Origin of the sequence: Azospirillum soli (genome assembly GCF_017876165.1) — a bacterium.
GTDB lineage: Bacteria > Pseudomonadota > Alphaproteobacteria > Azospirillales > Azospirillaceae > Azospirillum > Azospirillum soli.
Genome location: NZ_JAGINQ010000020.1, coordinates 69,179 through 91,261, shown reverse-complemented (window position 1 = coordinate 91,261; position 22,083 = coordinate 69,179). Strand labels below are relative to the sequence as shown.

Genomic DNA, 22,083 nt, shown 5'->3' with positions numbered 1-22,083 from the left:
CCTCATGAATTGGTCCGCACGCGCCCTGTTGCGCTTGCGAAGTATTTTGCTGCATCCGCGAAGTTTTGATGGCTTCGTGTTCTTCCCAATAGTTGTAGTCCATTCGGGTTAAGAAGTGTATACTTCTTTGGCGGCGGTGATCTTGCCCAACGGTGTGGCGCCTTCCCGCCCGTGGGAGGTATCGCTCATGCTCACCTCGACCCCCAAAACCACGAAAATCGTCTTCCTGGGCGCCGGCAGTGCGGCCTTCGGGCTCAGCATGTACCGCGACCTCTTCACGACGACCGAGCTGGCCGGCAGCACGCTGACGCTGGTGGACGCCAACCCCGTGGCGCTGGAGCGCATGACCGCGCTCGCCCGCGTGCTGAACGCTAGGGGCGGGGCCGGCATCACCATCGAACAGACGACCGACCGCCGTGCCGCCCTGCAAGGCGCCGAATTCGTCGTCAACTCCGTCGCCATCGACCGCAACCGCTTGTGGAAGCTGGATTTCGAGGTTCCGAAAAAGCACGGCGTCCGCCACACGCTGGGCGAGAACGGCGGCCCCGGCGGCCTGTTCTTCACCATGCGCACCCTGCCCCTGATCTTCGACTTCGCCCGCGACATCGAGGAATTGTGCCCGAACGCCCAGTTCATCAACCTGTCCAACCCGGAAAGCCGGGTGGTGCTGGGGCTCGGCAAATACACGAAGGTCAAGACGCTGGGCCTGTGCCACGGCATCTTCCTGGCGCGCTGGTTCATCTGCCAGATCCTGGGCATGGCCGAAAAGGACGTGGAGGTTTGGGGCGCCGGCCTGAACCACTTCCAATGGCTGCTGCACATCCGCGACCGCGCAACGGGGCGCGACCTTTATCCGCTGCTGCGCGAGAAGGAAAAGACCCACGACCCGTCCTTCACCCCGCTGGCCCGGCGGCTGTTCCGCTCCTTCGGCCTGTGGCCGACCTGCTCCGACGACCACCTGGGCGAATACCTCCCCTACGGCTGGGAAGGCGGCGAACACGGCTTCGACTTCAAGGAGGACGAGCGCGGGCGCGGCATCCTGAACGACCTGATGGACGGCGTGATCGCCGGCACGACCCCGATCCCGGAGGACTGGACCCAGCCATCCTGGGGCGAGCGAGCGGTCCAGGTGATCGCCGGCACCCTGCACAACCAGAAGCGCTTCATCGAATCGGGCATCGTCTACAACCAGGGCACCATCCCCAACCTGCCGCCCGATCTGGCGGTGGAGGTGCCATTGCTGGTCGATGCGGCCGGTGTCCACCCGGTCTCACTGGGTCCCCTGCCGGACGGAATCGCCAAGCTGCTGCACATGCAGGCCAGCGTTCAGCAATTGGCGGTGGAAGCGGCGGTTCACGCCTCCAAGGAGTTGGCCTTGCAGGCCCTCCTGATCGACCCGGTCATCAACTCGACCGACGCCGCCCTTGCCATCCTCGACGAGCTGTGGGAGGCGAACAGGCCCTACATCCGGCCTTGCGTGTAGAATCGAACACCCCCTCTGCGCTCAGGGCAGAGGGGGATATCGCGTGAAAAGGTTTCAGTGAACCACCGGCGAGTTCTGGCCGGCGCCGGATTTGCGCCGGGTTTTGGCCCCCGCCGGCTTGTCACCCGCGGACGTGTCATTGGCCGCCTTGGCGCCCTTGCCCCGCGTCGGCTTCGCAGCCGCCGGTTTCATGTCCATGTCCTCGGTCTTCGCGACGGCGCGTGAACCCGCGGTGACTGCCGGCAGCTTGCGGCTCTTGGCGGACTCCTTCGGGCTTTCCTTCGCCACCGAGGTCTTTTCATCAGCCGCTTCGGCCTTCGCCTTGCGACCGCGCGGCTTCTTCTGGCCCAACGCTTCCTCGACCACGTCCACCACGGCGTTCATTCCCGCGCCGATGGCGTCGGCGGCGGCCTTCTTGGTCCGGCGCACCACCTTCTTCACGACGTTGGTAGCGGAAGCTTCACCCGCCCGGTCCTCGTCGTCGATTTCCGCGCACGCCCGCGCCCAGTGCGCGTCATGCTGTCCCTCCGGTCGCCCCTCGCGCTCCCAAATCTCGTGGGCGCGGCGACGGATGCGTTCCTCGCGATCCCCTTGCATCGATCAGTCTCCAATTGGGCCTCGGCCGAAGAAAAAACGAATTCAGCGCCGCCGAGTTCCCGGATTATTTGGCAAATCACAGCACACAAAGAAACCGCTCCATAAATCATAGGATCCTACTCTCCACGGCGTGCCGTCGGATGGCATGGCCTAGGTCGTATGTCGGATGCCGCGCATTGGGCCGGAATGTCCGGCGCATAGGACACTTCGCCGGCTTGTCCATCGGCAATCTCCGAATTTAGCTTTCCGGAGAACGACTTGGGCACCGGGGCCGCAATGCCCCCGCCGTCACGGAAGGCAAAGAGTTCGACGCATGTCCCTTGATCCCTTGTTTCAGGCCAACCGAATCCTCACCGAAGCCATCACCCAATACCTGCAGGCATCCAACGATCTGGCGACGGCGGCCGAGCGCGCATCGGCAGCCAGTGTCGGACGCGACGCGGCCACCCGCCGGCAGGCGTTCCAGGAATTGTCCGAGCGCGGCAACCAGGCGCGTTTCGCCAAGAAGCAGCTGACCGACACCGTGCGCCGATTGCGCAACACGCTGCCCGGTGCGCAGATCGAGTCGCTGGCCGCCAAGCTCGACGGACGCGAAAGCGCCGACAGCGCGCTGACCCTGGTGCGCACGGTTCTGACGGAGAGAATATGGTCGGCGGCGTGACGCCTTATGCCGTTGGTTGAACTTTCCAACAACATACCGCCATTGGAAGAGTAACGCGTTAATCGAAAATACGCCACAATTCCTCCCGTCAGGCGCGCAGGGTTTCGCGTACCCGAGGAGGGACACGACGTGGATCAAGCCGATCTTCGCATGGGCGGGTACAGCGTAAGCCGGCCCCTGCTCGAACAGGTTCTCGCCCTGTCGGATGCCGGTTTCATCCTGTGCAACGGCGACGGTCGGCTGGCCTTCCTCAGCGGCACCGCACGGCAATTTCCCGTGCCGCCGGAGGAATACGCCTTGTCCCGCGCGCTGGCAGGGGAACGCACGAACGGCAAGGTGGTGCGCATCGTCCACGCCGATGGAACGCCCCACGATCTTTCCCTCAGCGCGGCCCCTCTGCGCGATCCGGCCGGGACGACCATCGGCGCGGTCGCGGCGATCACCGACGTGACCGAGCGCCGACGGGCCGACAAATACCGCCGGATCACCGAGCGCGTGATCGACCAGTCGCGCGATTCCATCTCCATCATCGGGCGCGACTACCGATACCAGCGCGTCAACCCGGTTTTCCTCGCCCGTCACGGTCTGCCGCGCGAACGCGTCGTCGGCGCGCATGTGGCCGAGGTGGTGGGAACAGACAACTTCGCCACCATCGTCAAACCGCATTTCGACCGCTGCCTTCTGGGCGAGGAGGTTCAGTGCGACCTCCCCTACAATCTGCCGACCCAGGGGCTTCGCTGGCTGGAGATCCGTTACCTGCCGTTGCGCGACAACGATGACGGAGTCGACGCGGTGGCGGTCATAAGCCGCGACGTGACCGAGCGCCATCGGGACGAGCAGCGCCTGCGCGACGCGTTGGACGCCGCCGAGCAGGCCAACGCTGCCAAGAGCCGCTTCCTCGCCGCCGCCAGCCACGACCTGCGCCAGCCGTTGCAGTCCATGTTCCTGTTCGCCGCCACACTGGCCGCCCATGTAGACAGTGAAGCCGGCCGGGAAAAGCTGATGCTTTTGGAACGCAGCCTCGATACGCTGAAGGGGCTGCTGGACGGGCTGTTCGACCTGTCCCGCGTGGACGCCAGCGGGACGGCGGCACGGGTGGAGAGCTTCGCCCTCGGCCCCCTGATCGACGATGTCATCGCCGCCTATGCCCCCATCGCGGCCAGCAAGGGCGTCGCCGTCTCCGCGATCGGCTTCGCCGACCAGCCGGTGCGCAGCGACCCGACCTTGCTCGGCCGGATGCTGCGCAACCTCGTCGAGAACGCCATCCGCTTCACCGAGCGCGGGCGCGTGACCCTGGCCTGCGTTCCCGACGGCGACCGGCTGCGCATCGAGGTGCAGGACACCGGCATCGGCATCCCGCCCGACCAGTTCGAGGCGATCTTTGAGGAGTTCCATCAGGTCGCCAACCCCGAGCGCGACCGGGGCCAGGGCCTCGGCCTTGGGCTTGCCATCGTGAAGCGCCTGTCCGTCTTTCTCGACCACCCGGTGGAGGTGCGTTCTGCACTCGGCCGGGGATCGGTCTTTTCCATCGCCGTCCCCCGCGCGGAGGCGGCGCGTTGCGCGCCCTGCTCCGCCGAGCCGAAGACGCACCCGCCCGGCACCGACGCCGGCCCAAAAAACAGCGGCCCCAAGGACATCGGAAAAGGACGGCTCGCCGTTCTGGTGGACGACGACGCCATCGTGCTGCTGGGCTTGCGCGCGATGATGCAGGACTGGGGCTACACGACGCTCATCGCCGGCTCCATCGACCAGGCGGTGGACGCCGTGCATCGCTCCGGCCGGGTGCCGGACATCATCATCGCCGACTACCGCCTGCGCGACGGCCGGATCGGGACCGAGGCGGTCCAGCAGATCCGCAAGGCCGTCGGGCACGCCATCGCCGGCATCATCCTGACCGGGGAGGCCGGCCCCGACTGCCGCCTGGACGCCGCCCGCAACGGGCTGGGCATCGCCTTCAAACCCGTGACGCCCCGCCAACTGCTGGGCGTGCTGGAGCGGCATTGGGACATGGCGCTGTGACTTCGACCGCCGTGACTCCGACCGCCGACGCTTGCCCTGCGAAGCCCGCATAACCCCGACGCCCTATTTGACATCGGCCGTTCGCGGGCGCCATTGTCGAGGGTCTGAAGACTATCGGACGAGCCCCAAGAAAGGGGCCGCCAGAGACATGGCCTGAAACAAAACGGCCCGAAACAAGCAGGTACGCAGGGTGCAAGAGACATCACGGGACATGATCGCCCGACTCGTCGGGTTCGACACCGTTTCGCGCCGCTCCAACATGGCGCTGATCGACTGGGTCAGGGACTATCTCGCCGGACACGGAATCGAAAGCCGCCTCGTCCCCAACGCGGACGGCAGCAAGGCGAACCTGTTCGCCACCATCGGCCCCATGGTCGAAGGCGGCGTCGTCCTGTCCGCCCACACCGACGTGGTGCCGGTGGACGGCCAGCCCTGGGACACCGATCCCTTCACGGTGGTGGAGCGCGACGGCCGCCTGTACGGGCGCGGCACCGCCGACATGAAGAGCTTCCCGGCCGTGGCGCTGGCCATGCTGCCGGAGATGCTGGCCGCCGGCCTGAAGCGCCCGCTGCACCTCGCCCTCTCCTACGACGAGGAAATCGGCTGCATCGGCGCGCCTTTCATGATCGAGCGCATTGTGGCCGAACTGCCGCGCGCGAGCGCGGTGATCGTGGGCGAGCCGACCTCGATGCGCGTCGTGCTGGCGCACAAGGGTTGCTACGTGCTGCGCACCACCGTGACCGGGCACGAGGTGCATTCCTCCCAGATCGACCGGGGCGTCAGCGCGGTGATGACCGCCGCGCGTCTGGTCAATTTCATTTCCGACATGGTTGCGGACAACGCCGCCAAGGCCGATCCCGCCTGCCCCTTCGACCCGCCCTACACCACGCTGCACGTCGGCACCATCCAGGGCGGCACGGCGACCAACATCACCGCGCGCCATTGCGAGTTCTACTGGGACATCCGCCCCGTCGCCGGGGACGACTGGACGACCTTCCGCGACCGGTTCGAGGCGGAATGCGACCGCCTGCGAGCCGAAATCCGCCGCGTCGCTCCCACCGCCGACATCCAGACCACCGTGATCGCCGGCGCCCCCGGACTGGCCCCGGAGGCGAACAACCCCGCCGCCCAGCTCTGCCACGCGCTGACCGGCCGCAACGACACGGCCGTGGTGTCCTACGGGGCGGAGGCCGGCCAGTTCCAGGAGGCCGGGCTCTCCACGGTCATGTGCGGTCCCGGTTCCATCGATCAGGCGCACCAGCCCAACGAGTTCATCGAAATCTCCCAGGTGACCGAGTGCGAGCGGTTCATGAGGGAACTCGTCCGCCGACTGGCGGCGTGACGCCAAGCGCGCAAGCGAAGCTCCTGCTGAAGGTTGCGGCCACTGAAGATTTGTTCGAGCGGCCGCAGCACAGCCACACCCGCGAACTGTTGTCGTAGATGTCGAATTACGCGGAGCTGAACGCAACCATCACGCCGGCAGTGCCAAAGAATTGGCCGTTCCGCAGCAGTAAGGCGAGCCGAAGGAGGTACGCCGCTGATGCGCCTAGTTCACCCCTATGTTCGGCATATGCCATTGACGGGAGAGATTTTTGACGCATTCCTGTCGCAAAATTCCAGCAAGGCGTCGGTGGTGCGGCGCGACCGATGAGAGTGGGAGCGCCGGTGCATGGTGGATTTGACCGACCTGGAGCGCGACGCTCTGACGGAGTTGGTGAACATGGGGGTCGGCCGTGCGGCGACGCATCTCAGCCGCATGGTGTCGGATCAGGTGCTCCTGTCCGTGCCGTCGGTGGAGATCGTCCATCGCGACAGCGCCGCCCGCCTGCTCAGCGCGCGGGAACGCAACAGCCTCGTCGCGGTGGAGCAGCAGTTCCAAGGGGCCTTCTCCGGCCGCGCCCTGCTGATCTTCCCCGAGACCAACAGCCTGGAACTGGCCCGCGCCGTTCTGGGCAGTGAACTCAGCCTTGAGGAGATCGTCGATCTCGAACAGGACGCCCTGGCGGAAATCGGCAACATCATCCTGAACGGCTGCCTCGTGGTCATGGCCAACACGCTGAAGGACAACCTGTCCATTTCACTGCCCAGCGTCCTGCGCGGCGACAGCAACCGCATCTTCCAAAACCCCGGGGAGAATTCGGACGAGCTGGTCATGTTCCTCTACATCGACTTCTCGATTCGCAGCCGCAGCATCCGCGGCTACATCGCGCTGTTGATGGGACTGTCGTCGCTGGAATCGCTGAAGGGTCTGATTCACAGCTTCATCCAACGCATCGAGTCCGGGGCGCCGCATGGAACCCACTGAACTCAAGCGGCTGCCCTGGTTCGACGGCATCCTCGACGCGCTGGACGCCGGCGTGATCGTGCTGGACCGGCACGCCCGCGTCCAGCTGTGGAACGGCTGGATGGAGAAGGCCTCGGGCATCCCGTCCGCGACCATCCACGGGCGCGATCTGGTCGAGGCGATCCCCGGCTTGCGCGACTCGCGCCTGCACGGCGCCGTGAGCGACGTTCTGGACACCGGCGCGCCCAGCGTGCTGTCGCACACGCTGAACCCCGTGCTGTTGCCGCTGCGCTGTGCCGACGGCCGGCGCATGGTCCACAACGTGCTGATCCGCCCGCTGGCGGTCGGCAACAACCCCTATTGCCTGATCCAGGTCACCGACGTGACCGCCGTGGTGAACCGCGAGCGGGTCTTGCGCGAACAGCGCGACGCCCGCTACCGCGCCATCGTGGACACCGCCCCGGACGCCATCGTCACCACCGACACGCGCGGCGTGGTGCAGTGGGCGAACGACGCCGCCGCGCGGCAGTTCGGCTACCGCCCCAACGAGCTGATCGGCCAGCACGTCCGCCTGTTCCTGGCCGACGGCACGCCCGACTGGGCCAGCCTGACGGAAGAGGATGAAACCGGCCGCCCCGCCGCCTTCGAACTGATCGGCCGCAAGCGCGACGGCACCCGCATCGACCTGGAACTGTCGCTCGCCCGTTGGGAGTCGGAGGGGCGCAGCTTCATCACCGGCATCCTGCGCGACATCACCGAACGCCGCCGCAACCGCGAGGAGCTGACCGCCAACGCGCTCGCCATGCGCCAGCTGGCCGAGCAGACCAAGGCGACGCTGGACGCCCTGCCGGCGCACATCGCCGTGCTCGACCACGGCGGCCACATCATCTCGGTCAACAAGGCCTGGGCGGCCGGCGGCGCGCGGGCCGGCTTCCTCGGCGACGGCTCCGCCGTGGGCGACAACTACCTGGAGGCCTGCGCCGCCGCGCAGAGCGGGGCCGAGCACGCCGACGCCGTCATCGAGGGCCTGCGCGGCCTTCTCCAGGGTGCCGACGACCAGGAGGGCGGGCAGCCGCTGTCCATCGAGTATCCCGGCCTGTCGGCGGACGGCCCGCGCTGGTTCCGCTGTCTGGCGGCGCCCATGGCCGCCGGCCCGTTCGGCGGGGCGGTTCTGATGCACATCGACGTCACCGAGATCAAGTCGATGGAAGCCACGCTGCGCAAGCTGGTCAGCCAGAAATCGACCCTGCTGCGCGAGGTCAACCACCGGGTCAAGAACAGCCTTCAGCTGGTCTCCAGCCTGCTGACGCTCCAGACCTTCAGCCTGCCGGGCGAGGCCGAGCGCGTTCATTTCCAGGACGCGCGCAGCCGGATCGAGGCCATCGCGCGGGTGCACAGCCGCCTCTACCAGACCGAGCAGTTCCAGACCATCGAGTTCGCCAGCTACCTGAACGAGCTGTGCGCCGACCTGTCGCGGGCGTCCGGCGGCGGCACGCTGTGCGAGGTGGAGGTGCGGGCCGATCCCATCGACCTGCCCATCGATCAGGCCGCCCCGCTCGGCCTCATCGCCAACGAGCTGATCACCAACGCGATCAAGCACCGCGGCGCCGGCCAGGCGGACATTCTGGTGGAACTGAAGAAGCGTGACCTTGCCGTGGAACTGATCGTGACCGACCAGGGGCCTGGCCTGCCGCCCGGCTTCGACATGCACAAGTCGCGCAGCCTCGGCATGCGGCTCATCACCAGCCTGACCGGCCAGATCGGCGCGACGGTCGCTCTTCCGCCGGTCAGGCGCGGCACCTCCTTCCGGATCGCGCTGCCCGTGCCGGCGGGCGACGACCCGGCGCTGGAAACGAGCGCCGTGGAGTTCAACGGATGAAGATCCTTCTCGTCGAGGACGAGGTCCTCATCGCCATGGAACAGACCTTCTATCTGGAATCGGCCGGACACGAGGTCTTCGGACCCGCCCCGACGTCGGAGAGGGCCATCGCGCTCGCCCAGGAGGTGGAACCGGATCTGGCGCTGGTGGACATCCATCTGGCGCAGGGCTCCATCGGCATCGACGCCGCCCGGTGGATGACCGCCCGGGGCATCCCCTGCCTGTTCGTCACCTCCTTCCGCGAAGAGGTGGAGCCCAGCCGCGAATACGGCATCGGCTGCCTGCCGAAGCCCTTTAGCCAAGGCACCCTGATCGCCGCCGTCAACGCCGTGCAGGCCATCCTGGACGGCAAGCCCCCCGGCAAGATCCCCGACACGATGGAGCTGTTTTCGTAAGGGGCCCTCTTCCTTCCCTCTGCCGCTTTGCGTGAGGGGCGCCTTCCGAAACCCATACCCCCACCCACCGCCCGCATAGTACCCTCCAGGCCTTCGCGACGTTGCCCAGGGACCGATAATGGCGAGCATCGCCGAAGCGTTGAGCATTGCTTTCCAGTATCACGAGGCCGGGCAACTCGCCGAAGCGGAAACCCTTTACCGCCGCATCCTCGACGCCGACCCGGAACAGGCAACCGCGTTGCGCCTGCTGGCCGTGCTTCTCTGCCAAGCCAACGCCCCCCAGGAGGCCGTTGGCCTCTTCCGCCAAGCCGTTCGCCTCACCCCCGACGACGCCGGTCTGCGCATCGACCTCGCGCGTGCCCTGATGATGGCAGTCCACAATCAGCAGGCGATCGACACTCTGCAAACCGCCCTAGCGCTGCAGCCCGATCATGCTCTCGCCCTGCTTCAATTGGGCAAGGTCATGCACGCGTCCAACCAGCCGGCGCCCGCAGCCACGCTCCTGCAGCACTTCCTCCGCCTTGCCCCTGACCACGGGGAAGCGCGCCAGCTCTGGACGCAGATCATCGACCGGCACGGCCGGGCCATGACGTTCATGCGGGCCATCGAACGGCTCGACCAGGGAGAGACCGCCGAAGCCGTCCGGCTGTTCCGCGCCACGCTCGCCATCGACCCCGCCTGCGGACCGGCGCTTTCCAACATTGCGGCGCAGAGCCTCCGCCAGCCGGACAATGCCCGCACCCTGGCCCAGCGCGCCCGCCGCGCCGACCCGCGACACCCGGACATCGCGCAGATCCTGGGCAACGTGTTCATTGCGCTGGGTGACGATGAAAACGCCATCGCCGCCTATCGCGAGACCCTGCGCCTGTCCCCCGACCATGTCGGTGCCCATTGGAACCTGTCGCACGCGCTGCTGCGCCTCGGCGACTATGGATCGGGCTGGGACGAGTATGAATGGCGCTGGCGCAGCCCGGCGATGAACGGACAGCATCGCCCCTTCCCCCAACCCCGGTGGGAGGGCGGCGACCTCACCGGCAAGACAATCCTCGTCCACGCCGAACAGGGCCTTGGCGACGCGCTGCAATTCATCCGCTTTCTCGACCGCGTCATGGCCGCCCGGCCAGAGCACATCTATCTGGAAGCGCACGCTCCCGTCCGCCCCCTGCTGGAATGCAACGTCGATCCAGCCCTCGTTTCGGTCATTTCACGGGCCAGCGATTTCCCCGGCATCGCCGGTCTTCCGGATGTGGACTGCCAGATCCCGCTGATGAGCCTCGCCCGCCTGTTCTGCCGCAACATCGAAGCCATTCCGGCCGCCGTCCCCTACCTGCACCCGCCCGCCGACCGGCCGGACACCTGGAAGCGGCGCCTTCAAGAGAGCAGCCCCGACGCGCACCTGCGTTGCGGGCTGGTGTGGGCCGGGCGCCCGGCCAACGTCAATGACGCGCGTCGGTCCATGCGGCTCGCCGCCTTCGCCCCGCTGGCGGCGATCCCCGGCGTCACCCTCTATTCCCTTCAAGTCGGCCCGGCCGTGCGGGAATTGGCAGAATTTCCCGGCCCGATCACCGATCTGTCCGGTGACCTTCCCGATCTGGCGGAGGCCGCCGCCGCCATCGCCGCGCTCGACCTCGTCATCACGGTGGACACCGCCATCGCCCATCTGGCCGGGGCTTTGGGCCGCCCGGTCTGGGTGCTTCTGCCATCCAATCCCTGCTGGCGCTGGATGAGCGGGCGCAGCGACAGCCCCTGGTACCCGACCGCCCGCCTGTTCCGCCAGGAGCGGCCCGACGACTGGACCGGCCCCCTCGCCGCCGTCGCGCGCGCGCTTACCGAAGCCGCGGCGCCACCCAGGTCTTGAGGAAAGCGTCCTCCGGTTCGACGACGACCGCGGCCCGCGCGGCCATCAAAAGCTGCAAGAGCGCCGTATGCAGCGCCGTGCAGCGTCCCAGATCGACGCGCACCCGCTCGCGCCCTTCCAGCCACCCGGCAAGCTCCATCGCCTCATCAACGGCGCAGGCGCCCTCGAACACCGCCATGTCATCCTCGAACCGGATCGGCATCACAGCAGCTCCCGCAGATTGAGGACGAGCAGCAGTTGCCCGTCGCCGAGCACCGCCGTCCCGGCGTAGCCGCGCAGCCGCGCCAGCACCCCGGTCATCGGCTTCAGCACTACGTCGGCGCGTTCGCGGAAGCCGTCCACCACCAGCCCGACCGTCTGCCCGCCGAGATCGACCACCAGCACCGCCTCCGTCCCCACCGCCCGATCGTCCTCCGGCAGGCCGAGCAGCCGGCGCAGCCGCAGCAGCGGCACCACGGCGTCGTGCAGCACGATGCTCTCGGCGCGTTTCACCGCCCGGATGTCGCCCCTCCGCACCCGCAGCATGCCGGTAACCAGCGTGACCGGAAAGCCATAGAGCGCGCCCGCCGTCTCCACCATCATCACGCGCGTGATCATCATGGTCAGCGGCAGCACCAGCCGCACGCGCGTGCCGTGTCCCCGCTGCGATGCGATCTCCACCCGCCCGCCAGCCTGCTCCACCGCCGCGCGCACCGCGTCCATGCCGACCCCGCGCCCCGACAGGTCCGACACGCCGGAGGAGGTGCTGAGCCCCGGCAGGAAGACCAGCCGCACCGCCTCCTCTTCGGTCAGCGCCGCCGCCCGGTCCGCCTCGATCAGCCCGCGCTCGACCGCCTTGCGGCGCACCGCGCCGGCGTCGATGCCCGCCCCGTCGTCGGCCACCTCCACCACCACGCCGTTCTTGTCCTGAAAGGCGGAAACCCGGATCTCCGCCGTCTCCGGCTTGCCCGCCGCCCGCCGCGCGTCCGGCGTCTCAATCCCGTGATCCAGGCTGTTGCGGACGAGGTGAAGCAGCGGCTCGCCCAGAACATCCAGAATGTCCTTGTCGGCCTGCGTCTCCTCGCCGCTCAGCCGCAATTCCACAGACTTGCCGAGCCTCCGCGCGGCATCGCGGACCAGACGCGGCAGCGGTTCGAACACACGCGACAGCGGCAGCACGCGCAGACGCAGAACGGCCGCCTGCAACTCGCCGACGATGGCGTCGATCTGCCCCTGCGTCTCCTTCAGCCCTTGCGCCAGCATCTCGAAGCTCTGCCCCTCCCGCGCCTCGCGGGCGAGATAGGGCAGCCGGCTCTTGGCGACGACCAGTTCACCGACCAGGGACATCAGCCGGTCCATGCGCTCCGCCTCGACGCGCAGCGCCCGCCGGGCGGGTGCCGCCGCCGGAACCGCAAACGGGACGGACGCGGCACCGCCCCCTGTCCGCGCATCCGCCAGCCCCTCGACGAAGCCCCGCAACGCCTCGGGCGTTTCAGCCACCCGATCCAAGGCCGCCCGATCCGCCTCCCGCCCCTGCGCCGTCAGGATGTTGCGCACGGTCCGCAAGACCACGGCCCGCCGCGCCTCACGCTCCGCCGCCGTACCCTCCAGCGCCAGGATGCGCGCCTGCTCGCGCAGAATCGATTCGGCCAGCCCTTCCACCACCGGCTCCGGCGCCGTCACCGCCCCGGCAACGGTCATCGTGGCGATGCGCACCTGATCCGGAACGCTGCGGAACACCCGCGCCACGTCATCCTTGGGCGCCGCGCTCAGCGTCCGGAAGCGCAAGGCGCAGCGGTAGGGATCCAGCGCCGAAAGCTCCGGCCAGGGCTCGACCGGTTCGATCCTCAACAGCAGCAGGTCCGGTATCTTCCGGCACAGATCCAGCGGGTCGTCGCCGGTGAAGAAGCAGTCCGGGTGCGGGTCGTACATCACGGCGGTCACCGTCCGCCCCCCAGCCGTCCGCCGCTCCGCTTCGGTCAGCTCGTCCACCCACGAGAACGCTCCGGATGGAGCCTCGACGGCCTTTTCCCCGCCGAGCGCCGCGCGCAGCAGCGTTTCCCGTTCCCGCGCGACCGCGTCGGCGCCGTCCGGCAGGTCGCCTTCCGCGTCCAGGTGATCGACCCAGCGAACCCCAAGGTCGAGCAGTTGGAACAGCCGGTCCGCCAGTTCCGGCGTCACCGCCGCGCGCCCCTCGCGCACGGCCATCAGCGCGTCCTCGCCCGCGTGCACCAGCCGGGTGAAGGGCGCCATGTCGAACAGGCCGGTCGCGCCCTTCAGCGTGTGCAGCGCACGGAACAGGTCGTTGATGGCCCCGGCGTCCCCCGGCTCCCGCTCCAGCCGCAGCAAGGCGGCCCCGGCAGCGTCCAGAAGCTCGCGCGCCTCGATGACGAATTGTTCGAACAGCGGGTTCATGGTCATCCCTCCCGCTTGTCTTCATGGGAGCGCCCGGTCAGCAGACGTGCTGCCTCGCTCAGATCCTTCGGCTTCACTGGTTTCACGAAATACCAGTTCGCCCCGGCCAACCGGGCCTGTTCGCGGTCGCTGTCCTTGGATTCGGTGGAGATCATCACCGCCGGCACGTCGCGGAGCGCCGGCTCCTGCCGCAGCACGCGCAGCATGGCGTAGCCGTCCATCTTCTGCATATTGATGTCCACGATCAGCAGGTCCGGCGGGTTGGCCATGGCGTGCTCCAGCCCGTCGATGCCGTTGATCGCCTCGTCCACCACGAAGCCGTCCGCCTCCAGCACCTGCCGGGTGTAGGCCCGCACGGTGACCGCATCGTCCACCACCAGCACGCGGCGCTTATCGTTGTTCATCGGATGGCCTCCTTAGCGCTGGGGCTTCTGGTAGAGGATGGCGTCGGGGAACCGGCGCGGCACGAACAGGGAGGACATGCGGCTCATGCTCTCCGAATGGCCGAGGCAGACGAAGCCGCAGGGCGCCAGCGCCTCGTAGAACATCGACGCCGCCTCGCGCCGGCCGAGATCGTCGAAATAGATCAGCAGGTTGCGGCAGAAGATCACGTCGATGTCGCGGAACCGCGCCACCTGCGCCGGATCGACGATGTTGACCAGCGAGAAGTCGATGGACTCCCGCAGCTCGTCCATGATCCGCCAGCGGCCCGGCTCGATCTCGGTGAAGTATTTCGCCACCAGCCCGCGCGGCAGCATGTGCAGCGCCCGTTCCTCGTACACACCGTCCCTCGCGCGCTTCAGCACGTGAGAGTCGATGTCCGAGGCATACAATTCAATCTCGTACTCATCCACCTTGCCCCAGTGTTCCAGCAGCATGATGGCGATGGAATAGGGCTCCTCCCCCGTGGCGCAGCCGGCCGACCAGATGCGCACGCGGTCGCCGGGCTTGCGCCCCCGCACCACCTCGTCCAGCGCCGAATTCACCAGGCAGTCCAGCTGGTACTTCTCGCGGAAGAAGTAGGTCTCGTTCACCGTCATCAGGTTGACGAGCCGTTGCAGCTCCTCCCCCGACGCCTGGAAGCGCAGCAGGTTCATGTAGTCGCGAAAGCTCTCCGCCCCCACCGCCGTCATGCGCTCGGCAAGGCGGCGGTCCACGAAGTAGCGCTTGGCCTCGGTGAAGGACAGCCCGGTCCGCCCCCGCAGGAAGGTGCAGAAGGCATCGTAGTCGTCCGGATCGAGCGGAGCCGTCATGCTCCCAAGTCTCGTTCCGGATCCTCGGTGAACCGGTGGCGCGCCGACTCGACGGAAAAGCCGACGAACGGGTCGTCCGGGAAACGGGCGACCAACCGCTCCAGGCTGGGCAGGGCATTGGGATGGCCGATCTCCACCAGCGCCTCCACGGCGGCGAGGCAGACGTTCACATGCGGGTCGCGCTCCACCACCCCGGTCAGCAGGGGCAGGCGGTCGGGGTGCGGCAGGTGCCCGACCAGCTGCGCCGCGAAGATCCGCACGTCTGAATCCCCGTCTGTCAGCAGCGGCGCCACCTCCGGCATGACGACGGCGGCCGGCATCTGCTGCAGGCTCTCGATGGCCCCGTTGCGCAGGCCCACGTCCTCGCTCGCCAGGAAGGGGATCAGCGCCCCGGCGGCCTCGGCCGAGCCCGTGCGCACCAGCGCGGTCAGAATCGCCTCGCGCACGCTGGCGTCGTCCTCCCGCGCCAGCCGCCCGGCCAGCGGCGCCACGGCCTCGGCGCGCCCGGCCGCCTCGTGCGCCGCGCGGCGGCGTTGCGCCGGGTCGGCGTCCTCCAGACTGGCGGCCTCGGCTTCCACCACGGGCGGCAGCGTGCCCTTCTTCGCCTTGACCAACGCCATGCGTTTCTCCATCAGCCTTTCGCGGGCACCCACTTGACCAGCTGCTGCGCCACCCGATCGGCGGGCAGCACGATCTCCGCCCCGCCGCGCCGGATCAGCTCCTGCGGCATGCCGAAGACCACGGCGCTCTCCTCCGCCTCGGCGATGGTCCGGCCGCCAAGGCGGCGCAGTTCGGCCATCGTCGCCGCCCCGTCATAGCCCATGCCGGTCAGCAGCACCCCGACCAGCCGCGCCGGAGGCACCGTCCGCAAGGCGCTCTCCACCAGCCGGTCCACGTTCGGGTGCCAGCTCTTGTCCTCTGCCGCCGGCATCGGCTGGACGACCAATCGCCCGCCGCGCCGAGTCACCACCACGTCGGCCCCACCCCGCGCGATGTAGACCGTGCCCGACTGCAAGGGCGTGGGGCTGGCGGCCTCCGTCACCGTCACCGCGCAGATATCGTCCAGCCGCCGGGCCAGCGCGCGGGTGAAGTTGGCGGGCATGTGCTGCGCCACGACGACCGGCCAGGGAAAGTCCGCCGGCAATTCCGGCAGAATGTCCTCCAGCGTGCTCGGCCCTCCGGTGGACACCCCGATCAGCACCAGCCCGCCATCGTCGCCCGCCACTGGTTCCACCGGGGTATCGGCGACGAAATCCTCTCCCGCGATGCGCGTCCGCGCCAGCCGCAGCCGCTCGCGCAGGCCCCGCACCCGGCGCGGCCGGGACGAGGCGGCGGCCCGCACCGTGTTCACCAGTTCCTCGGCGATGCGGCTGAGGGAGCCGATGCCCCCCGGCTTCTCCACCGCCTCCACGGCACCCAGCCGCAGCGCCTCCAGCGTCACGTCCGCCCCCTCGGCGGTCAGGGCGGAAACCATGACGACCGGCTTGGGATGCTCGACCATGATGCGCTTCAGGCAGGTGAGCCCGTCCATGCCCGGCATGGTCACGTCCAGCGTCACCACGTCGGGGTCAAAGGGCTTCAGCCGCTCCAACGCCTCTTCCCCGTTGGCGGCGGTCTCCACCGTGAAGCCGGCGTCGCGCAGAAGCTCGGCGATCCGCCGCCGCATCAGCACCGAATCGTCAACCACCAGAACTTTCGCCATGGATCACGCCGCCACGAGCAGTGCGGCCAACTGGTCCATGTCGAGCAGTTCGCCCGGATCCATCAACAGGATCATCCGCCGCCCGTCCGGAGCCCCCGGATCGTCCAGCGTCGCGACACGGCGGATCAGCCGGTGCTGCGCCTGGGACACGACGGGCGCGGTCTCAATGCGGCTTTCCGGCACGCGGACGATGCCGGCCATGCCGTCCACCAGCAGCCCGGCCAGCGCCTCCCCGGCGGCGATCACCACGACGCGCGCCCGCTCGCCCCCGCCGGTCGCCACTTCCGGCAGGCGCAGCAGGCGGCGCTGGTCGATCACCGGCAGCACGGCACCGCGCAGGGTCACCACGCCACGGACAAAATCCGGCGCATTCGGCAAGGGGGTGGGCGCGTCGGGCCGGCGCAGCACCTCGCGCACCGCCGCGACCGGCAGCCCATACTCCGCCCCGGCCAGCCGGAACACCACGAAGGGCTCCGTCCGCCCCTGCGTCGTCAAACCGGCCGCCTCGTCCCCGACCACCATGCCGGCGCCCTCCCCATTCGTTCCGGTTCCCAGCGCGGCCCCCCGGCGGAACAACCGGGCGGCGGACAGAACGGACACCAGCCGCCCGTTGCCATCCACCCGCGCGATCCCGGAGACGTCCTCGAACTCCGCCTCGCGCGCCAGCAGCGGCGGGACCGGGTCGATCCGCCCGTGCGGGGTGCGCAGGATTTCCCGCACCCCATCCACCACAACACCGACCAGCCCTTCGTCGGTCCGCACCACGACGACGCGCCGGCCGGTTTCTTCGCCCGTTTCGTCCAGCCCGAACAGCTCCCGCAGCCCCACCAAGGGCAGCAGCGCGTCGCGCAACGTCATCATGCCCAGAAGATGCGCGCGGGCGCGCGGAACCCGCGTCACCAGATTCGGGACCGGACCGATCTCCTGCACATGCTCCACCGGCAGGGCGAATTCCTGCCCGGCGGCCGCGAAGACGACCAGCCGCACCTCGTCCACGGACACCGCCGCGTCACGACCGATGGGCGCCGCTTCGCCCGAGCCTCCGCCAATGCCCCCGCCAAAACCGCCGGCCCGGCCGGCGATCCGGCCCAAGTCGGCGAACTGGCGCTCGACCACCGGCCCGATGTCGAGGATCAGCGCGCCTTCCCCACCGTCCGTGGCGCGGATCGCCCCGGCCAGCAGCGCCTCGTCGATGGCGGCCCCGGTTCCGTTCGCCACCCCTTCAGCCGCAACGATGCGATCGTCACCCACACTGGCCAGCCCATTGATCCGGTCCGCGACCAGCCCGACCGGCTGCCCCCGGTGCCGCGCCACCAGCACGCGCGCGCCAGCCTCCCGCTCCGCATCGGGCAAGCCCAGAATGCGGCGCAGGCTGATGACGGGCATCACCTCGCCCCGGTGCCGCGCCAGCCCTTCCAGGCTTGGCGGCCCCAGCGGAATGCGCACCACCTCCGGTGGCCGGAGGATTTCCAGAACCTCGGCCAGCGGAACGGCGAGCGCCATATCCCCCACGCCGAACGTGACGAAGGGTCGAGCCCCGTCCTGCCGCACGATCGCTGCCATGCCCCACTCCCCCAAACCCCTCGCCCACCTCCCTCAGCAAAGCCGGGAGGGGGGAAATACGTCAGCCGGCAGCCTGCAACTCGTCGGCCATGGCGGCGATTTCCTCAATGGCGGCGGCCAGTTCCTCCGCACCCTTGGCCTGCTCGCGGGCGGCCTTGGCGGCCTCGTTCGCGGACTGGTTGGCCTGGGTCGCCGCGACGGCGATCTGCTCCACCCCCTTCTGCGCTTCGGCGACGGCGCGCTGTGTCTCTCCGGCCGCATCGACGATCTCGCGGCTGCCCTGAGTCACGGTGCGCAGGTCCGTCGCCGCCGTGGCGAGGCTGCCGGCGAACTCCTCGTGCCGGGCCGCCTCCCGCTCGGCATTGGCGGAAATCTCCTCGATGTCGCGGCGCACGCGCCCGACCTGCTCCTGGATGTCGCGGATGATGTCCTTCACCCGCTCCACATTCTCGGAGCTGTCGCGCGCCAGATTGCGGATGTCGTTGCTGACCACGGTGAAGCCGCGCCCGAACTCGCCGGCGCGCGCCGCCTCGATGGAGCCGCTGACCGCCAGCATGCCGGTCTGGATCGCGATGATGGAGATGGCGTCCACCACCTTGTCGATGCGCCGGCCGACCTGCTCCAGTTCGTTGATCCGCTCCACCGTACGGCGGTTGGCCTCCACGGAGAGGAGAACGCCAGCCGCCAGCGCCCCGACCATCTCCTGCGTTTCACCCAGCAGCGTTTCCATCGACGCGCAGCGTTCCAGCGAGTCCTCCGCGCGCGTCACGCTCAGCTGGGCGTTCGCCTCGATCTGGGTGATGGCGGTGCTGGACTGGTGGGTCGCCGCCCCCTGCGCCTGGGCGCCACGGGCGATCTGGGTGATCGCCGCCATGATCTGGGCGGCGGCGCGATTGATCTCCTCAATGGCCGCCGACAACTCCTCCGCCGCCGAAGCCAGATCGCCCGCCGTGCGGCGAATGTCGGCGCTGCCGTTCAGTTCGTCGGCGACCTCCGACAGCTGGGCGGCGGCCTGCTCGCTCTGGACGAGGGCCTCGGCCTGCTGGCCGACGGTCTTCAAGGCTTCCTCGCTCGCCGCCGCCTGCTCCTCGGCGGCCGAGGCCACCGTCTCCGCGCCGCGCTGCGCCTCGCGGGCTGCGACGTCGGCCTCGATGGCGGCCTTGATGGTCTCCTGCGCGCCGCGCGCGATGGCGCTCATGTCGGCGCGCACCGTTTCCAGCTTCCCGGCGATTTGCCGGCCCCGGCCGACCTCGGTCCGCGCGGTGTCGGAGGACTCGACGATGCCGGCCGCGATGGCGCCCACGGAGTCCTGGATCTGGGTAACCATGCGCTGAATGTCGTTCGCCGACCGCTCCGACCGTTCGGCCAGCGCCTGCACCTCGTCGGCGACGACCGCGAAGCCCTTGCCCGCGTCGCCGGCCCGCGCCGCCTCGATGGCCGCGTTCAGCGCCAGCAGGTTGGTCTGGTCGGCCATGGCCGCGACGCCCCCGGCGATGGTGCCGATCTCCGCCGCCCGGCGTTCCAGATCGCGGACCATGGCGACGGCGGACTCCTGCCGCGCGGCGGCGCGGACCAGCCCTTCGACCGACCCGAGGATCTGAGCGCTGACGTCCTTCACCGTCACCTGCAGCGCCTCGATCCGGGCGAGCGAGCTTTCGGCGTTGCCGCGCGCCTTGCCGATCAGGGTGGCCGCGCGGTCGATCATCCGCTGCGACTGCTGGGTGGCGGCGGCCGCTTCCTCAGCGCCGGCGGCGACCTGCTCCATCGCCTTGCGCAGTTCCTCGGCGGCGGCGGCAGCTTGGGTCACGCCGCTCGCCAGCTCGTTCGTGGCCGCCGCGATGCCTTCGGCCGCCTTGCGGCGCCGGGTGTTGGCGCGGACCTTTCGCCGTTGCGTCTCCGCCGCGCGCAGATCGGTGCGCGGAGCCTCGTCCTCGATGGTCGCCACCGGCGCATGTCCGCCCCCAGGACTTTCCAACCCTTGGCCGGCCCGCGTCGTGTCGATCTGCTTCTTCTTCACCAATGCCATGTCGTGTCGCCTTCCGCCCCGTGAGCCGGGGGCTCCCGTCGTTCGTGTTCTGGTCGTTCGTGTTTCAATTCGGCCGTTTCAGGAGGCGCCCGATGTAGCCGTCGATCAGGTCTTTCAGTTCGGCCGCCGACGCCGCATCCAGCGCCAGGACGACCTCGCCGCCCACATCCACCAAGCTCGCGCGGAACGTGACCTGGAACAGGATCGCCGCGGGCGCAGGGCTCGGCTCCACGCCGCAGGCCTCCAGGATTTCCGCCCCCGTGCCCCGCAGGATGTCCGGCAGGGTCGTCTCGATTCGGGTGCCCAGCAGGTTCGCGATCGACGCCAGACAGCTGTTCAGCACGATGTTGCCGATTTCGGCCAGCGCCTCGCCCTCCAGCTCCGGCGCGAACTCCTTCGGCACGTCCGGCGGCAGCGCGGCGGCGGCCAGCGGCAGGCTGTCGCGTTCGGGAAAGACCAGCAGGGCCGTGCCGCGAACCGCCCCCGACAGGGCTTCCGTCACGGCGACCAGCCGGCCCGACAAACCCGCGCCCAGTCGCTCCGCCACCCGGTCCACCGGCACGATCTCGACGGTCGGAACGGACATCTGTACGGCACTGCCCAGCATCCGGCTGAGCGCGGTCGAGGCCTTGCCGACGCCGATGTTGCCCAACTCGGCCAAGGCATCCTTTTGCAGTTCGTCGAGGCGGTTCGGCATTGGTTGTCCCAGCTGCGGTGTCTCGACGGCGATACCGGTGCGACGATATCGTTACGGCGGCTTTTTCGGTGTTTCGGTGACTCAGCCGGCCGCGCGGCGCGGCAGCGCCGCCGAAGCCAGGAAGCGGACCACCTGCTCCTCGTCCAGCGGCTTCGGCATGAAGGCGGCACCGAGATCCCGGATGCCGGACACCACCGCGTCCTGGGCGTTGGCGGTGATGATCGCGATGTGGATGTCCGGCCGTTTCGCGCGCAGCTTGGCTGCGGCTTCCAGCCCGTTATCGCCGGGCATGTTGTAGTCGATTATGGCGATATGGATACCACCTTCGTCTAGATTCTTGTAAAGCTCATCGCTGTTAGCGGCCTCAAGCACGGTCCAGTCGGGCCTGTTCCGCAGTATAATGCCGCGAACGTGCATACGGGACAGCTTGCTGTCGTCCACGACGATTACGGTCTTGCTCAAAGGCGTGGCTCCACGGCGTAGAAAGTTCTTGGTTTCGAGGTGATTATACCCGTCGCGACGGGCCACGCCACCCTGCATTACGGCGTGGTACGCTGGTCGGGCAATGCGGCTGAACCGTTGGCGGAACGGCGCCCATTTGCTAGACCCAATCCCATTCACGGCCCGGAGTTCCGTCCTTGGATGATTTCGTCAGCGCACTCGTGATTTTTCTCGTGGTCGTCGATCCGGTCGGCATGGTGCCGATCTACCTCGGCCTGACGCGCGGCTTCGACAGCCGGCGCAAGCGCACCATCGCGCTGCGCGGCACGCTCATCAGCTTCGCCATCATCGTTTTCTTCGCCTATTTGGGCGAAATCGTGCTGAATGCCCTGTCCATCGGCATGCCGGCCTTCCGAATCGCGGGCGGGGCGCTGCTGTTCTGGATCGCCTTCGAAATGCTGTTCCAGCTCCGCGCCGAACGGAAGGAACGCACCGCCGACGACGCCCGGACGGAGGAGGAGGCGCACGACCTCGCCGTCTTCCCTCTGGCGATTCCGCTGATCGCCGGGCCGGGCACGATCACCTCGACGCTGCTGCTGATGGACCGCTACGGCGCGACGCTGCCCGGCCAAGGGCTTGTCCTGGGCGCCGCCGCCGTGGCGGTCGGCAGCGTGACCGTGCTGCTGCTGATCGCCGATGCGGTGAACAAGCTGCTGGGCCGCACCGTGATCCACACGGTCAGCCGCGTGCTCGGCATCGTTCTGGCGGCGCTGGCCGCGCAGACCATCATCGCCGGCATCACCGCCATCTATCCGCCGCACTGAGGCTGAG

At 68.7% G+C, this 22,083-nt stretch carries 20 protein-coding genes; 9 read left to right on the top strand and 11 right to left on the bottom strand.

The genetic code is table 11. The features are described 5' to 3' along the window. The first annotated feature begins 187 nt into the window (after positions 1–187). Positions 188–1,483, top strand: a complete 1,296-nt coding sequence (locus tag J2852_RS24735; protein ID WP_209880834.1) for a family 4 glycosyl hydrolase — start codon at positions 188–190, stop codon at positions 1,481–1,483. 54 nt (positions 1,484–1,537) lie between these two features. Here J2852_RS24735 and J2852_RS24730 read toward each other — a convergent pair whose 3' ends face one another. Beyond that, positions 1,538–2,080: a DUF2934 domain-containing protein gene (locus tag J2852_RS24730; protein WP_209880833.1), complete on the bottom strand. Its 543-nt coding sequence runs from the start codon at positions 2,078–2,080 to the stop codon at positions 1,538–1,540. A gap of 313 nt (positions 2,081–2,393) precedes the next feature. On the opposite strand from J2852_RS24730, the gene J2852_RS24725 reads away from it, so the two are divergent. From J2852_RS24725 to J2852_RS24695, 7 genes are all read left to right on the top strand, one after another. Beyond that, positions 2,394–2,741: a hypothetical protein gene (locus J2852_RS24725; RefSeq protein ID WP_209880831.1), complete on the top strand. Its 348-nt coding sequence runs from the start codon at positions 2,394–2,396 to the stop codon at positions 2,739–2,741. 129 nt (positions 2,742–2,870) lie between these two features. Then, the gene (locus J2852_RS24720) at positions 2,871–4,760 is read left to right on the top strand and encodes a PAS domain-containing hybrid sensor histidine kinase/response regulator (protein WP_209880829.1); all 1,890 of its coding nucleotides are present in this window, start codon (positions 2,871–2,873) and stop codon (positions 4,758–4,760) included. Positions 4,761–4,971: 211 nt separating this feature from the next. Beyond that, positions 4,972–6,102 (top strand): acetylornithine deacetylase, encoded by a 1,131-nt coding sequence (gene argE, locus J2852_RS24715; protein WP_211112322.1) that lies wholly within the window; start codon positions 4,972–4,974, stop codon positions 6,100–6,102. 327 nt (positions 6,103–6,429) lie between these two features. Continuing rightward, entirely contained in the window at positions 6,430–7,065 is a 636-nt protein-coding gene (locus J2852_RS24710) for a chemotaxis protein CheC (RefSeq protein WP_209880826.1), read from the top strand. Next, complete coding sequence (locus tag J2852_RS24705) at positions 7,052–8,923, top strand: sensor histidine kinase (RefSeq protein WP_209880824.1); 1,872 nt, start codon at positions 7,052–7,054, stop codon at positions 8,921–8,923. Before J2852_RS24710 ends, J2852_RS24705 begins: the two co-directional genes overlap by 14 nt. Further along, positions 8,920–9,318, top strand: coding sequence for a response regulator (locus tag J2852_RS24700; protein WP_209880823.1), 399 nt, complete (start codon positions 8,920–8,922; stop codon positions 9,316–9,318). Before J2852_RS24705 ends, J2852_RS24700 begins: the two co-directional genes overlap by 4 nt. Before the next feature lie 118 nt (positions 9,319–9,436). Then, positions 9,437–11,176 carry a tetratricopeptide repeat protein gene (locus J2852_RS24695; protein WP_209880822.1) on the top strand — a complete coding sequence of 580 codons (1,740 nt, stop codon included), beginning with the start codon at positions 9,437–9,439 and terminating at the stop codon, positions 11,174–11,176. Here J2852_RS24695 and J2852_RS24690 read toward each other — a convergent pair. From J2852_RS24690 to J2852_RS24645, 10 genes are all read right to left on the bottom strand, one after another. Beyond that, the gene (locus J2852_RS24690; RefSeq protein WP_209880821.1) at positions 11,145–11,378 is read right to left on the bottom strand and encodes a hypothetical protein; all 234 of its coding nucleotides are present in this window, start codon (positions 11,376–11,378) and stop codon (positions 11,145–11,147) included. The two genes, J2852_RS24695 and J2852_RS24690, sit on opposite strands and share 32 nt — an antisense overlap. Beyond that, positions 11,378–13,570, bottom strand: a complete 2,193-nt coding sequence (locus tag J2852_RS24685; RefSeq protein WP_209880820.1) for a chemotaxis protein CheA — start codon at positions 13,568–13,570, stop codon at positions 11,378–11,380. The genes J2852_RS24690 and J2852_RS24685 overlap by 1 nt, the downstream gene beginning before the upstream one ends. 2 nt (positions 13,571–13,572) lie before the next feature. Next, positions 13,573–13,974, bottom strand: a complete 402-nt coding sequence (locus J2852_RS24680; protein WP_209880819.1) for a response regulator — start codon at positions 13,972–13,974, stop codon at positions 13,573–13,575. Positions 13,975–13,986: 12 nt separating this feature from the next. Continuing rightward, positions 13,987–14,823 carry a CheR family methyltransferase gene (locus J2852_RS24675; RefSeq protein ID WP_209880818.1) on the bottom strand — a complete coding sequence of 279 codons (837 nt, stop codon included), beginning with the start codon at positions 14,821–14,823 and terminating at the stop codon, positions 13,987–13,989. After that, the gene (locus J2852_RS24670) at positions 14,820–15,443 is read right to left on the bottom strand and encodes a HEAT repeat domain-containing protein (protein WP_209880816.1); all 624 of its coding nucleotides are present in this window, start codon (positions 15,441–15,443) and stop codon (positions 14,820–14,822) included. The genes J2852_RS24675 and J2852_RS24670 overlap by 4 nt, the downstream gene beginning before the upstream one ends. 11 nt (positions 15,444–15,454) lie before the next feature. Next, positions 15,455–16,525, bottom strand: a complete 1,071-nt coding sequence (gene cheB / locus J2852_RS24665; RefSeq protein WP_209880814.1) for a chemotaxis-specific protein-glutamate methyltransferase CheB — start codon at positions 16,523–16,525, stop codon at positions 15,455–15,457. A 3-nt stretch (positions 16,526–16,528) separates the two neighbouring features. Next, positions 16,529–18,088, bottom strand: coding sequence for a chemotaxis protein CheW (locus J2852_RS24660; protein ID WP_209880812.1), 1,560 nt, complete (start codon positions 18,086–18,088; stop codon positions 16,529–16,531). A 61-nt stretch (positions 18,089–18,149) separates the two neighbouring features. Continuing rightward, the gene (locus J2852_RS24655; protein ID WP_209880810.1) at positions 18,150–20,114 is read right to left on the bottom strand and encodes a methyl-accepting chemotaxis protein; all 1,965 of its coding nucleotides are present in this window, start codon (positions 20,112–20,114) and stop codon (positions 18,150–18,152) included. Positions 20,115–20,178: 64 nt separating this feature from the next. Beyond that, positions 20,179–20,811, bottom strand: a complete 633-nt coding sequence (locus tag J2852_RS24650; protein ID WP_209880808.1) for a chemotaxis protein CheC — start codon at positions 20,809–20,811, stop codon at positions 20,179–20,181. Between the two features lie 81 nt (positions 20,812–20,892). Then, complete coding sequence (locus J2852_RS24645) at positions 20,893–21,273, bottom strand: response regulator transcription factor (RefSeq protein WP_246499955.1); 381 nt, start codon at positions 21,271–21,273, stop codon at positions 20,893–20,895. A 176-nt stretch (positions 21,274–21,449) separates the two neighbouring features. On the opposite strand from J2852_RS24645, the gene J2852_RS24640 reads away from it, so the two are divergent. After that, on the top strand, positions 21,450–22,076 hold the full coding sequence (locus J2852_RS24640) for a MarC family protein (RefSeq protein WP_209880804.1): 627 nt from the start codon (positions 21,450–21,452) through the stop codon (positions 22,074–22,076). The last annotated feature ends 7 nt before the right edge of the window (positions 22,077–22,083 follow it).

Coding starts and splice junctions, on each gene's coding strand:
- J2852_RS24735 (WP_209880834.1), top strand. CDS start 188: ATGCTCACCTCGACCCCCAAAACCACGAAAATCGTCTTCCTGGGCGCC.
- J2852_RS24730 (WP_209880833.1), bottom strand. CDS start 2,080: ATGCAAGGGGATCGCGAGGAACGCATCCGTCGCCGCGCCCACGAGATT.
- J2852_RS24725 (WP_209880831.1), top strand. CDS start 2,394: ATGTCCCTTGATCCCTTGTTTCAGGCCAACCGAATCCTCACCGAAGCC.
- argE (WP_211112322.1), top strand. CDS start 4,972: ATGATCGCCCGACTCGTCGGGTTCGACACCGTTTCGCGCCGCTCCAAC.
- J2852_RS24710 (WP_209880826.1), top strand. CDS start 6,430: ATGGTGGATTTGACCGACCTGGAGCGCGACGCTCTGACGGAGTTGGTG.
- J2852_RS24705 (WP_209880824.1), top strand. CDS start 7,052: ATGGAACCCACTGAACTCAAGCGGCTGCCCTGGTTCGACGGCATCCTC.
- J2852_RS24700 (WP_209880823.1), top strand. CDS start 8,920: ATGAAGATCCTTCTCGTCGAGGACGAGGTCCTCATCGCCATGGAACAG.
- J2852_RS24695 (WP_209880822.1), top strand. CDS start 9,437: ATGGCGAGCATCGCCGAAGCGTTGAGCATTGCTTTCCAGTATCACGAG.
- J2852_RS24690 (WP_209880821.1), bottom strand. CDS start 11,378: ATGCCGATCCGGTTCGAGGATGACATGGCGGTGTTCGAGGGCGCCTGC.
- J2852_RS24685 (WP_209880820.1), bottom strand. CDS start 13,570: ATGAACCCGCTGTTCGAACAATTCGTCATCGAGGCGCGCGAGCTTCTG.
- J2852_RS24680 (WP_209880819.1), bottom strand. CDS start 13,974: ATGAACAACGATAAGCGCCGCGTGCTGGTGGTGGACGATGCGGTCACC.
- J2852_RS24675 (WP_209880818.1), bottom strand. CDS start 14,823: ATGACGGCTCCGCTCGATCCGGACGACTACGATGCCTTCTGCACCTTC.
- J2852_RS24670 (WP_209880816.1), bottom strand. CDS start 15,443: ATGGCGTTGGTCAAGGCGAAGAAGGGCACGCTGCCGCCCGTGGTGGAA.
- cheB (WP_209880814.1), bottom strand. CDS start 16,525: ATGGCGAAAGTTCTGGTGGTTGACGATTCGGTGCTGATGCGGCGGCGG.
- J2852_RS24660 (WP_209880812.1), bottom strand. CDS start 18,088: ATGGCAGCGATCGTGCGGCAGGACGGGGCTCGACCCTTCGTCACGTTC.
- J2852_RS24655 (WP_209880810.1), bottom strand. CDS start 20,114: ATGGCATTGGTGAAGAAGAAGCAGATCGACACGACGCGGGCCGGCCAA.
- J2852_RS24650 (WP_209880808.1), bottom strand. CDS start 20,811: ATGCCGAACCGCCTCGACGAACTGCAAAAGGATGCCTTGGCCGAGTTG.